This is a genomic window from Peptoniphilus sp. (assembly GCF_050943655.1).
Lineage (GTDB): Bacteria > Bacillota > Clostridia > Tissierellales > Peptoniphilaceae > Peptoniphilus_A.
Genome location: NZ_JBMNPQ010000041.1, coordinates 1 through 13,787 on the forward strand (window position 1 = coordinate 1; position 13,787 = coordinate 13,787).

Here is a 13,787-nt window from a genome sequence, read left to right on the forward strand (position 1 = left end):
TCTTTAAACCATTAGTAAATTTCTTAAGTTCTCTTACATTTTTATCTTTATTATTCTGCCCATCTATTAAAGTATATTCAATAGTAACCCTATTGTTGATTTTATTTTGATAATATAATAATGATTCTTTGACAGCTTTTAAATTATATTTTTTATTAATCGGCATTATTTTAGATCTGTCTTCATCATTTGCTTGGTGTAGACTTAGTGCCAAATTTACTGGGATACCTTCATCTGCAAGTTTTTTAATGTTATCAGCTATCCCACATGTCGAAATAGTAATATTTCTATAACTTAAATTCTGTCCATTTTCATCGTGCAAAATTTTAATAAATCTGAGAACTTCATCAAAGTTATCAAGTGGTTCTCCACTGCCCATCAAAATTATATTTCCAACTTTGATATCATATTTATTTTCCACGGCATAAATTTGGCCAAGCATTTCTGATGCTTTTAAGTTTCTTATAATGCCCTCTTTAGTAGATGCACAAAAACTACAGCCCATTCTACAACCCACTTGAGTAGAAATGCACTGTGAATAACCAAACTTATATTTCATCAAAACACCCTCAATTAAATTATCATCCTCTAATTTAAAGAGCATTTTCTTAGTATCATCAATTTTTGAATCGTAAGTTTCATAAATTTCAGTTTTTGTTATCTTTTCATCTTTCATTATATTTAAAGCTTTAGAAGATAAATTTGAGTTTTCAACATCAGTTCTTCTTTTGTCGTGAAAAAAAGTAAAAAGTTGGTTTCCCCTAAATGACTTCTCGCCATTAGCCTCAAAAAAATCTCTAAGTTCTTCTAAATACATTGAATTTAAATCCATTAAACCACCTATAACTTAATCTATTATAACATCATATTTTCCCCAAATAAATACATATAATAATTTCAAGATATTTTTATAAGCCTCGTGATAGAAAATCCATCGCTATTATTTATATGTGGAAACATTTTGTAGGTATCATATCCTTCGATTTGTTCAATTTTAAAGTTTGAATTTTCTTTTAAAAATTTTGAAATTACATCTTCATTTTCAATTTTTGAAACAGAACATGTTGAATATACAATCGTGCCACCTGGTTTTATATATTTCTTTGCATTTTCCAAAATGCTAATTTGTATCTTTGATAAATTTTCTATATCCTCTATATTTTTATTCCATTTTATGTCCGGTTTTTTTCTGTATAGTCCAATTCCTGAACAAGGTGCATCGACAAGACAGTAGTCAAATTCGTTTTCAAAATCTTTATTAAAAATAGTCGCATCGTTTAGTTTAGTCTTTATATTTGTAGAACCCAGTCTCTTGGCATTCTCAATAATTGTATTTAGTTTTGCTTTATTTTTGTCACAGGCAATTACTTCACCAGTGTTTTCCATTATGGCAGAAATATGCGTAGTCTTTCCTCCTGGAGATGCGCATAGGTCTAGCACTTTAGAGTCTTTATCTGGATTTAAATATTCTGAAACTAATATTGATGCCAAATCTTGGACATAAAAAAAGCCCTTACTAAACAAATCGCTATCTATTATTCCCTCTGGATTTTCAATATTTAGAGCATTATTATAGTGCGTCTTGGTATAAGAAAATCCCTCTTTACCAAGTTCTTTTATAAAATCATCTCTATTTATTTTAAGAGTGTTTATGCGAACTGTAAAAGGTGGCATTTCGTTATTTGATTTCAATAATTTTTTTGTGAAATCTTCTGAATAATTATTGTAAAAATATTCAGTATAAAATCTTGGATGTGAATAATAAGTGCTTAAATTATCTATGCTGTCCTTAATTTTTACCTGTGGCTTATTTTCTAGTTTTGAAATAGTTCTAAGTATTCCGTTAGTAAATCCAACGGACCCTTTATTTCCATAAATTTTTGCCAACTCAACAGATTCAGAAATAATTGAATAATTTGGAACTCTATCTAGAAAAAACATTTGATAAATAGACATCTCCAAGATTGTCAAGATTATTTTGTGAATCTTACTAAACTTAATCTTGGAGTATGCCCTTACCACATAATCTAAATAAGTTCTATTGCGGACCACGCCTGTCGTAATTTCTTTAATGAAGGCGTAGTCTCTCTTATCTATTTTGGAATAACTCAAAATTTCTAGTTGTTCTTCTAAAAATGCACCTTTATAAAAAACATCGTTTAAAATTAAAAGTGCCTTCTCTCTTGCATTTTTCATTAATCTCTTCTTCCAAATATGCTAAGTAGCCTTAAAAATTGACCAATTGCAACAAGTGTTGCTGCAACATAAGTTAAAGCTGCTGCACTTAAAACTGCATTTGTTCCTTCCAAATCTTGATCATTTAAAATTCCATTTGCAAGCTCTGCCCTTGCTCTGTTAGATGCATTATATTCAACGGGAAGAGTAACTATTTGAAATAGTACTGCAAAGAAGAATAATGCTACACCTAGTTGCACAAAAAATGTTGAGAAGAAAAATCCAAGTATTATCAAGAAAAAGCTAAGTTGTGTCCCCAAATTAGCTAGTGGAACAAGGCTTGCTCTAACTCTAAGTGGAGTGTATCCTTCTGCATCTTGTAAGGCATGACCTACTTCATGGGCTGCAATAGAAACAGATGCAATAGATCTATTTCTATAAACATCATCTGATAAATTTAATGTCTTATCCCTTGGATCATAGTGGTCGGTTAGCTCACCATTTATTCTTCTAATTTGGACATCATAAAGTCCATGTCTATCTAAAATCTCTCTTGCAGCTTCTTCTCCACTCATATAAGAACTAGAAGCTACTTTTTTATATTTACTATAAGCAGAGCTTATTTTTGACTGAGCATAAATAGCCAGAATCATTCCCGGCAAAATATAAATTAAATAGTCAAATCCGTAAAATCCATACATATCATTTACCTCCTAATTTATATCCTTCTTCAAAAGAATTTCCTCTTAAGAAATCACTTATTGCCATTGCCCTCTTACCTGGAGCTTGTACTTCTTTTACAGAAATAGCTCCGTCTAAAGTCTTTATTACGAGCTCGTCTTTTGCCTTTAGAATAGTTCCAGCTTCCACATCATCTTTATTTTCTATAGCACATGCATCGTATATTTTATAGAGCATGTCCTTATAATAAAATCTTGCACCATATTTTGGACTAAGACCTCTTATTAAATTTACAACTTCTTTAGAATTCTTGTTAAAGTCAAGATTTAAGGTCTCTTTATTTATCTTTTCTGCATAAGTCATTTGACTGTCATCTTGTGGAATAAACTCAATTTCTTTAACTTCTGCTTCTTTTATAAATTCTTCTAGAAGATTAGATCCAAGTATTGCCAATTTATCCTCAAGCTCTCCTGCATTCATTCCGTCAATTTCTATTTCTTTGACATGACTTACTGCACCTGTATCAAGACCTTTTTCCACTTTCATTAAACTTACGCCAGTCTTGTCAAATCCTTCTATAATGCTTCTATTAATTGGAGCTGCTCCTCTAAGCTTTGGAAGAAGTGATGCGTGAATATTTATAATATATCTCTTTGGTATCTGCAATATTTCTTCTGTAAGCAACTGTCCATAAGCAACTACGACTATAATATCTGGCTCGTGAGATTTTAATTTTTCAACTGACTCTTTTGAATTTACATTCTCAGGTTGAAATACTTCAAGTGCAAGTTCCTTAGCCTTTATCTTTACTGGAGTCTCTTTAAGCTTTTTGCCTCTACCTTTTCTCTTATCTTCTTGTGAAACTACAAGATCTACATCCCCAAGAGTATTTAATTTTTCTAACATTGGAACTGCAAATTCAGGCGTTCCCATAAAAATAAATTTCATCTTAACCCTCTTCTGGCAAGTAAATATCAATAGCTTTGTCTGTGAAAAGTATTCCGTCTAAGTGATCCACTTCATGTTGTATAATTCTTGCAAAGAAATCAGTGGCATTTAAACTTTTTTTATTTCCATCAATATCCATGTATTCAACATCGATATTTGTAGCTCTTTCTACTGTTCCCTGTTTAAGTGGCACAGAAAGACAACCTTCTAAATCCACAGCTTTGCCTTCTTTGTGAGTTATGACTGGATTAATCATATACATTCTCTTTCTATTTACTTCTTCCCTGTCATCAATTACGATTACTCTTTTTAGAATCCCAACTTGAGGAGCTGCAAGTCCAACTCCTGGAGCTTCATCCATTGTCTCAAACATATCTTGGATTAATTCTTTTAATCTGTCATCAAACTTTGTAACTTCTCTTGATTTCTTTCTTAGTAATGGATCTTCATCTGTTCTTATTACTCTTTTTGCCATATTATCACCCTTATGAATCTATATTTAAAAAAACTTTGTCTTCATTTAATATTTTACTATCAATTATTACCCTATTTATGACTTCTATTAACAAATTAAGCTCACTGGGACTAACCTTCACACTAAACTTAGTCTTAAACATATTTTTTATTTTTGGCATTTTTATTAATTTTGTAACTTTAATCTCAAAGTCATTTGTATTTTTTGCCAAAAGATTTAAAAAATAATCGGCCCATTTATAAGATAAATTTTCGTTTACAGACGCAATCTCAACATCAATTAATTTAGCAAACGGAGGATACTCAAATAACTTTCGCTCGCTTAGTTCGTATTCAAAAAAATCTTCAAAATTTCCGTCTGCAGAATATTTAATCACTTCACTAGTTGGATTGTATGTTTGAATAATTACTTCTCCTTTTTTGGAAGCTCTGCCAGCTCTTCCCGAAACTTGTGTGATGAGCTGAAATGTATTTTCTGTGGCCTTATAATCGGAAACATACATGGATAGATCCGCAGCTATTATTCCAACAAGAGTCACATTTTCAAAATCAAAACCCTTGGAAATCATCTGAGTGCCCACAATTACATCAGCTTCTCCATCTTTAATTTTTTTATAAAAATTATTGTAAGAGTCTTTCTTTGAAGTGGTATCTCTATCCATCCTAATTACTCTAGCATATGGGAACAATTTTTGTACTTCTTCTTCAACTCTTTGAGTTCCTATGCCAAACTGCTTAATAAATTTCGAACCGCAACTTGGACAAACTTTGGGCACAGGTTTTGTACTTCCGCAGTAGTGACAAATAAGTCTATTAATAGGTTTGTGATAAGTCATTGAAATATCACAGTTTTCACACTTAATAACTTCTCCACAGGATCTGCATGATATAAAATTAGAAAATCCTCTTCTATTTAAAAATAAAATTATCTGTTCATTTTTTGAAAGCTTCTCCTTCATCGCCTCTTGAAGGTCTTTGCTAAAGATTGAAATATTACCACTTAAAAGCTCATCTCTCATGTCGACTATTTGTGTCTTTGGCATAACAGAACCTTTAGTTGCTCTATTCATAAGCTTTAATAAGTTGTATTTTCCTTCTTTTGCATAATAATAACTTTCAACAGAGGGCGTCGCAGAACCAAGTATGAGTTTTCCTTTATCTTTAATTCTTCTCTTTGCAACTTCAATTGTGTCATACTTTAAACCATCGTGCAGATCGTAGGATGAGTCGTGGGACTCGTCTACAATAATCATCTTTAAATTTTTAAATGGTGCAAAAACTGCAGATCTTACTCCAACGACAATTTTTACTTCACCATTTAAAATTTTTCTGTATTCATCGTATCTTTCACCTGCAGATAGTTTCGAATGAATAATTGCTACTTTTCCATCAAATCTGCCCTTAAATCTATCAATCATCTGCGGAGTAAGTCCAATTTCTGGCACAAGTACTATGGCATCTCCTCCATCTTCAATTATTTTTTTGACAAGATGAATATAGACCTCTGTCTTGCCGCTTCCAGTTAAACCGTAAAGTAGAGATACTTCTTTTTTGGAACTAATTATTTCATTGTAGGCTCTTAATTGCTCTTGATTTAGGCGGTGAATAACACTATTTGTCCTTGCAGATTTTGGAGTCCTAGTTATTTCTTTTTTGTATTCTACAATTAATCCCTTATCAATCAGTGACTTTATAGGTGACTGAGAAATTTGTAATTTTTGCATTACATCTTTTCTTGAGACCTCATTTTTTTCTGAAATAAAATTAAACACATTTCTTTGCTTCTCAGTTAATTGTGCGAGTGCGTTCATATCAATATCATCTGATACTTTTAAAAAATTAATCATAAAAGGCTTAACTTCTACTATGGGAAGATACTCATAGGAAACAAAACCATTTTTTCTAAGTTTAGAAATGAATTTTCTATCATCTTCATTTAAATCTTCATATAATGTTTCAAGATTTATTTCATTAAGTCTTTTTAGATCTTCGCCATAGGGATATTTTATTATTTTTATTTTTTTCTTTATTTTTTGGAGATTTCCTGGTGGAAGAATAGGACTAAAAGCTTTTGAATATCCAACTAAATATCTATCTTTCATCCAAACCCCAAGGTCAATTAGCTCTTTTGATATTATTGGCTCGTCATCTAAAACTCTTTCTATTCTTTTTAATTTATCTCTATACTCTCCATTGTAAGTATCTGAAATAGACAGAACTATGCCCACCCTATATCCATTGCCAAAGCTTACGAGAACTCTCTTGCCGACATCGACATCGTCGCTTTCTTTTGCCAAATATGTGTATAGAGTGTCAATTTTATGGAAATTATTTTCAATAAATATATCTACAAACATTTCTTCACCTACAAAAGAGCTAGATTTCTCTAGCTCATTAGTCTTTTTACTCTGTCTAAAATTTCATTTGCAAGGTCTGATTTACTCATTATTTCCAAATCATCAACCTTTTCTCTATCAATAATTGAAACAATATTTGTATCAGTGCCAAATCCGGCGCCTTCTTTTTTAATATTGTTTACAACTATCATGTCAAAATTCTTCTTCTCTAACTTTTCCTTTGCATATTCGTAAATATTATTTGACTCTGCTGCAAATCCAACAATAAGTTGATTCTTTTTCATCGCACCATAATGACGTGCAATGTCCGGGTTCTTTTCCATTTCTAAACTATTAAGATCACCTTTTGCTGTCTTTTTAATCTTTTCTTCAGAATAATTTTTTGGCCTGTAATCAGCAGGTGCAGCCGCCTTTATAAGAACATCTGAGTCTTCAAAATATTCACCAACTGCATCAAACATATCTCTTGTAGTCTTAACATTTACAAAATTATCAACTTTTGGAGGAGTTATGCTCGTTGGGCCTGAAATTAGTGTAACGTGAGCTCCACGTTTTTTTGCACAATTGGCAAGAGCATAACCCATTTTGCCCGATGAGTGATTAGTTAGATATCTAACTGGATCAAGTGGCTCAATAGTAGGGCCTGCTGTTATAACAAATTTTTTGCCTGATAGATCTTTTTCTGTAAGAAGAGAATCAATTTCATCAACAATCTCTGATGGCTCAAGCATCTTTCCACTGCCATAATCATTGCAAGCTAGGACATCTGTTGCAGTGCCAAGAACTATTACTCCGCGATCTTTTAGAGTTTTCATGTTCTTCTGATTAGCTTCACTTTCAAGCATTACAGTATTCATTCCCGGCGCAATCATTACAGGACATCTCGATGCCATAAGAACTGTTGTGAGCATATCATCAGCAATTCCATTTGCAAATTTACCTATTACATTTGCTGTTGCAGGTGCTATCACTATAATGTCAGCCCATTTCGCCAATGAAATATGTTCAACATCCATATTAAAAAGTTGATTAAACATTTCTACATGACATACATTGTTTGACATTGTCTGGAAAGTCAGAGGTGTGACAAATTCAGTCGCGTTATTTGTCATTACAACCTTAACTTCTGCACCATTTTTTCTTAGTAGGCTGCATATTCCTGGAGATTTATAAGAAGCAATTCCTCCAGCAACTCCAAGCAGTACTTTTTTGCCTTTTAACATCCTATTCCTCTTCTATTTCTTCTTGAGTTTCAGGGTTCAAAAAATATTCTCTTTTTAATTTGTCTATTAGTTCAGCTCTTTGCTTTTTTATTCTTTCATCATATTCAGCATCGCTCATCTTTTCGCCAAACTTAACTTTTCTTGCCATAATTTCTTCTATAGCAATAGTTACTGGTTTATTTGATTTAGTCTCTACCAATTTTGGATTATTATCAACTAATTTTCTAGCTCTCTTTGATACTAGCATTACTAGTTCATATCTTGAGTTAGTTATTTCTTGTATTTCTTCAAAAGATGGTATAATCATTTTTTATTTTCTCTCTCCTCTGCTTGTACTTCTCTTTTTATATCTTTATGTCTCTTTACACGCAGTTTTTCAGCTGCAATAATATTTTCAATATCCTTTACAGCATTTTCTATATAATCATTTATGACAAAATAATCATATTCACCAACAAAATCTAGCTCTTTAAAAGCATTTCTATATCTTGTCTCTATTTCATCTTCAGTTTCAGTGTCTCTTTTAACGAGTCTTGATTTTAATTCATCCATTGTTGGAGGTATTAAGAATACAAAGACTGCATCCTTATATTTTTTCTTAACTTGAAGTGCTCCTTGTACATCAATTTCTAGTAGTACAATCTCACCCTTATCTATTTCGTCAAAAACAAATTTCTTAGGAGTGCCATAATAATTTGTGTGTACAAAGGCATGTTCCAATAATTCATCATTTTCAACCATTCTCTCAAACTCTTCTATAGAAGTAAAAAAGTAATTTTCTCCATTTACTTCACCAGGTCTTGGCATACGAGTTGTAACTGAAGTTGAAAATATAATATCTTTATTTTGTTCCATTAAAGCTTCGCTTACTGTTCCCTTTCCTGAGCCTGAAGGTCCAGAAAGAACTAATAAAAATCCGCCGTCCAAATTATCACCATCCTAATCATTTTCTAGTCTTTGATATATAGTTTGAGGAGCAACACTTGCGAGTATTATTTGAGCCGTATCCATTACAACAATGGAACGAGTCTTTCTGCCGTAAGTTGCGTCTATGACATTATTCTTCTGTCTTGAATCGCTAATAAGCCTTTTTAGTGGCGCAGAATCTGGAGATAGTACAGCTATTATTCTAGATTCATTGATCATATTACCAAATCCAATATTAATCATTTAAACTCCTATTCAACATTTTGTACTTGTTCTCTTAACTTTTCTATTTCTGATTTTAGTTCAACAACTAAATTTAAAGTTTCAATATCATTTGATTTAGAACCAATGGTATTAGCTTCGCGGTTGAATTCTTGCAATAGAAAATCCAGTTTTCTGCCAACTGCTCCATTGGAATTTATTATATCATTAAAACTCTTAACATGTATAAATAATCTCGTAATTTCTTCATCAATTGACAGCTTGTCCAAAAGAATGGCAATTTCTGTCAATATGCGAGCTTCTTCTACTTCACTTTCTTCTAAGTATTTATCAATTCTATCGCGAAGCTTTACTTCATTTTCCTTTAAAGTAATTGGAGCTCTCTTTTGTATCTTTTGTACAAGTGAATTTATGTTAGATAATTTAACTTCAAAATCTTCTTTTAATTTTGAACCTTCAACTTCTCTCATGCCGATTAATCCGTTTACTGCCTCTTCTGTAGTTTGTAATAGATAAGCCTTAATAACATCTGGATCAATTTCTGCATCAGAAATATTAACTACATCAGGCATAGACAAAATTTTTGAAGTTGTAATGTCATTTTCAATATCATATTTGGAACCCATAATGAGTCCTGCTTCATAATATTTTTTTGCCAATGTGTAGTCAATTTCTAAGTCTACATTATCTGAATTCAAAAATTCAAAATTAATAAATACATCGACTTTTCCCCTGTTTAATTTTTGTTTAAGTAGACTTTTAATCTCTTCTTCTGCAAATAATAAAAATCTTGGAAGTCTTGTATTTATATCGAGAAATCTATTATTAACCGACTTAATCTCAACTTTAATATGATAGTTTTCATCCTTAAACTCAGATAGGCCATATCCTGTCATACTTTTCATAAGAACTCTCCTTAGAGAATAATAAGCACCTTAAAGTGCTTATTATTTTACTTAACTACTATATTCAAAATTTTATTTGGAATATAAATTTTCTTTATTATCTTTTTATTTTCGGTGTTTTTGTTGAAAGATTCATCTTCTTCAGCAATCTTTAAAACATCTTCTTCTGAAGAGTCTCTTTCAATCTTTATTGTATATCTAACTTTTCCATTAAACTGAACAGGAATTTCAATCTCGTTATCTATTGTCTTGGATTCATCATATTTTGGCCAGCTAGCTTCATTTAATACTCCCCCAAGTTCACAAACTTCCCAAAGTTCTTCAGTAATGTGAGGAGCTACTGGATTTAGAAGTATTAAGAAAGTTCTAAGATCTTCTTTAGTTATTTTTCCAAGATTATTAAATTCATTAGTTAGACTCATTAGTGCAGCAATTGATGTATTCGCTTTTAGATTTAGGTAGTCGTGTGTAACTTTTTTAATTGTCTTATGAATTTCAGACTCAAGTTCTTTTGAATATTCATCTTTATCGACAACTAAATCTTGAAGGTTCCACACTCTTTCCATAAATCTTCTACAACCTTTAACTCCGTTTTCAGACCATGGAACTGGCTTTTCGAAGTCACCAATAAACATCTCGTAGCATCTTAATGTATCTGCACCGTATTCACTTACAATGTCATCTGGGTTTACTACATTGCCTCTTGATTTTGACATTTTTTCATTGTTGTTACCTAAAATCATTCCATGAGAGGTTCTCTTTTTATAAGGTTCTTTAGTTGGAACTACTCCAATATCATATAGGAATTTATGCCAAAATCTTGAATAAAGAAGGTGAAGTGTTGTGTGTTCCATTCCACCATTGTACCAGTCTACTGGCATCCAATAACGAAGAGCTTCCTTGCTTGCAAGTTCTTTGTCATTGTGAGGATCAGTATATCTTAAGAAATACCAAGATGAACCAGCCCATTGTGGCATTGTGTCTGTTTCTCTTTTTGCAGGTCCACCACATTTTGGGCAAGTTGTGTTAACCCAATCAGTCATGCTTGCAAGTGGGGATTCCCCAGAATGTGTCGGTTCATAATTTTCTACTTCTGGAAGAAGTAATGGCAAATCTTCTTCATCTAGTGGAACATAACCACATTTTTCACAGTGAACTATAGGTATTGGCTCTCCCCAATATCTTTGTCTTGAGAATACCCAGTCACGCAATTTATAATTTATCTTCTTGTGTCCAAGATTATTTTCTTCAAGATATTCAATCATTTTTTTGATTGCATCTTTAACTTCAAGACCATTTAAAAATCCTGAGTTAATCATTTTTCCGTGATCTGTATCAGCATTAGCTTTTTCGCTAATGTCGCTTCCTTCAATTACTGGAATAATTCCTTGATTAAATTTCTTAGCAAATTCATAGTCCCTGTCATCGTGTGCTGGAACGGCCATTATGGCACCAGTGCCATATCCCATCATTACATAATCAGATATCCAAATTGGAATTTCTTTATTAGTAATAGGATTTATTGCCTTTAGTCCTTTAATCTCAACGCCAGTTTTATTTTTATCAAGTTCTCTTCTTTCAAAGTCACTCTTCTTTGCAACTTCTTCTTTGTAGGCATTAAGTTCGTCTATATTTTCAATTTTTTCTTGATATTTTTCAATAATAGGATGTTCAGGCGCAATTACCATATATGTCGCGCCAAAAATTGTGTCTGGTCTTGTAGTGAATACTTCAAGTTCTTCATCAATGTCTTTTAATTTAAAATTGATGCTTGCCCCTTCACTTCTTCCAATCCAATTTTTTTGTTGTGCAACAACGCGGTCAATAAAATCAAGATCATCTAAGTCGTCTATCAATCTATCAGCATACTCAGTTATTTTTAGCATCCACTGACTTTTAACTTTTCTTACAACTTCGTGTCCACATCTTTCACATTTTCCGCCCACAACTTCTTCGTTAGAGAGTCCAATTAGACATGAAGGGCACCAGTTTATTGGCATTTCTTGTTTATATGCAAGACCTTTTTTAAATAATTGTAAGAAAATCCATTGTGTCCACTTGTAATAATTTGGATCAGTTGTGTTTATTTCTCTTGACCAATCAAAAGAAAAACCAATTGATTTTAATTGCTTTTTAAAATGATCCACATTGTTTTTAGTTACGATTGCTGGATGAATTTTATTTTTGATGGCAAAATTTTCAGTTGGAAGTCCAAATGCATCCCAACCCATTGGATATAGTACATTATATCCTTGCATTCTCTTTACTCTAGAAACTATATCTAGGGCTGTGTAAGGGCGTGGATGTCCAACATGTAGTCCTTGTCCTGATGGATAAGGAAACTCTACTAGTGCATAAAACTTTTCTTTATCTGAATTATTTTCACACACAAAAGTTTCGTGCTCATCCCAATAATCTTGCCACTTTTTTTCTATTATACCTGGATTATATTCTCTCATTCATTTCTCCTAAAATTCAGCATTTCCTACAGTTCTTGGGAAAGGTATTACGTCTCTTATGTTTTTCATTCCTGTGATATACATTACTGCTCTTTCAAAACCTAAACCAAATCCAGAGTGAACAACAGATCCATATCTTCTTAGATCAAGATACCAATCATAAGTGTCCATATCCATGTTTAGATCTTTCATCTTTTCTTCAAGTATATCTAGTCTGTGCTCTCTTTGAGATCCACCAATAATTTCTCCAACTCCCGGAACTAGAAGGTCCATAGCTGCTACAGTTTTCTTGTCTTCATTTTCATACATATAAAAAGCCTTTATTTCCTTAGGATAATCTGTTACAAATACTGGTTTTTTATAAACTTCTTCTGTTATATATCTTTCGTGTTCTGTTTGTAAATCAATTCCCCAGCTAACTGGATATTTAAATTCTCTATCAGCTTTTTCTAATATTTCAATAGCTTTTGTATAAGTTATTCTTGCAAATTCATTTTGAGCTACATTGTTTAATCTTTCTAAGAGACCTTTGTCGATAAATTTATTGAAAAATTCCATTTCTTCTGGAGCATGCTCAAGAACATAGCTAATGATATATTTTAACATCTCTTCTGAAACGTCCATGTTTACATTTAAATCTGCAAATGCCATTTCAGGTTCAATCATCCAAAACTCAGCAGCATGTCTTTGAGTGTTTGAATTTTCTGCTCTAAATGTTGGTCCAAATGTATATATGTTTTTAAAAGCAAGTGCAAAAGCTTCAGCTTCTAGTTGTCCTGATACAGTAAGACTTGTCTTTTTATTGAAGAAGTCCTTTGAATAATCAACCTTATCTGCTCCAGATTGAAGTAATTTATTCATATCTATTGTTGTAACTTGGAACATCTCACCTGCACCTTCTGCATCGGATGCAGTAATTATTGGAGCGTGAACATATACAAATCCTTTTTGTTGAAAGAATTCATGTATTGCAAATGCAATTAGAGATCTTACTCTAAAAACTGCATTAAATGTATTAGATCTTGGTCTAAGATGTGCAATAGTTCTTAAGTATTCCATTGTATGTCTTTTCTTTTGAAGCGGATAAGATGCATCAGAAATATCTTCAGCTTCTATTTTTGTTGCTTGTATTTCAAAAGATTGTTTTTGTCCAGGTGACTCAACTAATTTTCCAGTCACTTTAAGGGATGAACTTATTGTATATTTATCTATTTCATCAAAGTTTTCTAATTCTTTTCCATAAACTACTTGGATTGGATTAAATAAAGTACCATCAGTTAATTCTATAAATCCAAAGTTTTTTGATGCCCTAGCTGTTTTTATCCAGCCTTCAATTGTGATTTCTCTGTTTAGATATTTTTCTGGGCTAGTAAAAATATCTCTAATACTAATTCCCATAACTCCTCCTACTATTCT

At 32.1% G+C, this 13,787-nt stretch carries 13 protein-coding genes; all 13 read right to left on the bottom strand.

The genetic code is table 11. The features are described from left to right. Nucleotides 1-832 (bottom strand): 23S rRNA (adenine(2503)-C(2))-methyltransferase RlmN (gene rlmN, locus ACOX6R_RS05070; RefSeq protein WP_433447920.1); only part of this gene is annotated, 832 nt, incomplete at its 3' end. 65 nt (nt 833-897) lie between these two features. Then, nucleotides 898-2,196, bottom strand: a complete 1,299-nt coding sequence (gene rsmB, locus ACOX6R_RS05075; RefSeq protein WP_433447922.1) for a 16S rRNA (cytosine(967)-C(5))-methyltransferase RsmB — start codon at nt 2,194-2,196, stop codon at nt 898-900. After that, nucleotides 2,196-2,876, bottom strand: a complete 681-nt coding sequence (locus tag ACOX6R_RS05080; RefSeq protein WP_433447924.1) for a zinc metallopeptidase — start codon at nt 2,874-2,876, stop codon at nt 2,196-2,198. Before ACOX6R_RS05080 ends, rsmB begins: the two co-directional genes overlap by 1 nt. 1 nt (nt 2,877) lies before the next feature. After that, on the bottom strand, nt 2,878-3,804 hold the full coding sequence (fmt, locus tag ACOX6R_RS05085) for a methionyl-tRNA formyltransferase (protein ID WP_433447926.1): 927 nt from the start codon (nt 3,802-3,804) through the stop codon (nt 2,878-2,880). Nucleotide 3,805: 1 nt separating this feature from the next. Further along, the gene (def, locus tag ACOX6R_RS05090; RefSeq protein WP_433447930.1) at nt 3,806-4,279 is read right to left on the bottom strand and encodes a peptide deformylase; all 474 of its coding nucleotides are present in this window, start codon (nt 4,277-4,279) and stop codon (nt 3,806-3,808) included. 10 nt (nt 4,280-4,289) lie between these two features. After that, the gene (gene priA, locus ACOX6R_RS05095; RefSeq protein WP_433447932.1) at nt 4,290-6,635 is read right to left on the bottom strand and encodes a primosomal protein N'; all 2,346 of its coding nucleotides are present in this window, start codon (nt 6,633-6,635) and stop codon (nt 4,290-4,292) included. Between the two features lie 29 nt (nt 6,636-6,664). Then, nucleotides 6,665-7,858, bottom strand: coding sequence for a bifunctional phosphopantothenoylcysteine decarboxylase/phosphopantothenate--cysteine ligase CoaBC (coaBC, locus tag ACOX6R_RS05100; RefSeq protein WP_433447934.1), 1,194 nt, complete (start codon nt 7,856-7,858; stop codon nt 6,665-6,667). Between the two features lies 1 nt (nt 7,859). Further along, a complete protein-coding gene (rpoZ, locus tag ACOX6R_RS05105) occupies nt 7,860-8,165 on the bottom strand; it encodes a DNA-directed RNA polymerase subunit omega (protein ID WP_433447936.1) in 306 nt (101 codons plus the stop codon). After that, nucleotides 8,162-8,785, bottom strand: coding sequence for a guanylate kinase (gene gmk / locus ACOX6R_RS05110; RefSeq protein ID WP_433447938.1), 624 nt, complete (start codon nt 8,783-8,785; stop codon nt 8,162-8,164). The genes rpoZ and gmk overlap by 4 nt, the downstream gene beginning before the upstream one ends. Nucleotides 8,786-8,797: 12 nt before the next feature. Beyond that, on the bottom strand, nt 8,798-9,028 hold the full coding sequence (locus tag ACOX6R_RS05115; RefSeq protein WP_433447939.1) for an extracellular matrix/biofilm biosynthesis regulator RemA family protein: 231 nt from the start codon (nt 9,026-9,028) through the stop codon (nt 8,798-8,800). A gap of 8 nt (nt 9,029-9,036) precedes the next feature. Then, nucleotides 9,037-9,912, bottom strand: coding sequence for a YicC/YloC family endoribonuclease (locus ACOX6R_RS05120; RefSeq protein ID WP_433447941.1), 876 nt, complete (start codon nt 9,910-9,912; stop codon nt 9,037-9,039). Nucleotides 9,913-9,959: 47 nt separating this feature from the next. Further along, nucleotides 9,960-12,371: a leucine--tRNA ligase gene (leuS, locus tag ACOX6R_RS05125; RefSeq protein WP_433447943.1), complete on the bottom strand. Its 2,412-nt coding sequence runs from the start codon at nt 12,369-12,371 to the stop codon at nt 9,960-9,962. 9 nt (nt 12,372-12,380) lie between these two features. After that, on the bottom strand, nt 12,381-13,769 hold the full coding sequence (gene asnS / locus ACOX6R_RS05130; RefSeq protein WP_433447946.1) for an asparagine--tRNA ligase: 1,389 nt from the start codon (nt 13,767-13,769) through the stop codon (nt 12,381-12,383). Nucleotides 13,770-13,787 lie beyond the last annotated feature (18 nt).

Bases quoted from the DNA above. Each gene is read 5' to 3' on its own strand.
- rsmB (WP_433447922.1), bottom strand. From the start codon at position 2,196: ATGAAAAATGCAAGAGAGAAGGCACTTTTAATTTTAAACGATGTTTTT.
- ACOX6R_RS05080 (WP_433447924.1), bottom strand. From the start codon at position 2,876: ATGTATGGATTTTACGGATTTGACTATTTAATTTATATTTTGCCGGGA.
- fmt (WP_433447926.1), bottom strand. From the start codon at position 3,804: ATGAAATTTATTTTTATGGGAACGCCTGAATTTGCAGTTCCAATGTTA.
- def (WP_433447930.1), bottom strand. From the start codon at position 4,279: ATGGCAAAAAGAGTAATAAGAACAGATGAAGATCCATTACTAAGAAAG.
- priA (WP_433447932.1), bottom strand. From the start codon at position 6,635: ATGTTTGTAGATATATTTATTGAAAATAATTTCCATAAAATTGACACT.
- coaBC (WP_433447934.1), bottom strand. From the start codon at position 7,858: ATGTTAAAAGGCAAAAAAGTACTGCTTGGAGTTGCTGGAGGAATTGCT.
- rpoZ (WP_433447936.1), bottom strand. From the start codon at position 8,165: ATGATTATACCATCTTTTGAAGAAATACAAGAAATAACTAACTCAAGA.
- ACOX6R_RS05115 (WP_433447939.1), bottom strand. From the start codon at position 9,028: ATGATTAATATTGGATTTGGTAATATGATCAATGAATCTAGAATAATA.
- ACOX6R_RS05120 (WP_433447941.1), bottom strand. From the start codon at position 9,912: ATGAAAAGTATGACAGGATATGGCCTATCTGAGTTTAAGGATGAAAAC.
- leuS (WP_433447943.1), bottom strand. From the start codon at position 12,371: ATGAGAGAATATAATCCAGGTATAATAGAAAAAAAGTGGCAAGATTAT.
- asnS (WP_433447946.1), bottom strand. From the start codon at position 13,769: ATGGGAATTAGTATTAGAGATATTTTTACTAGCCCAGAAAAATATCTA.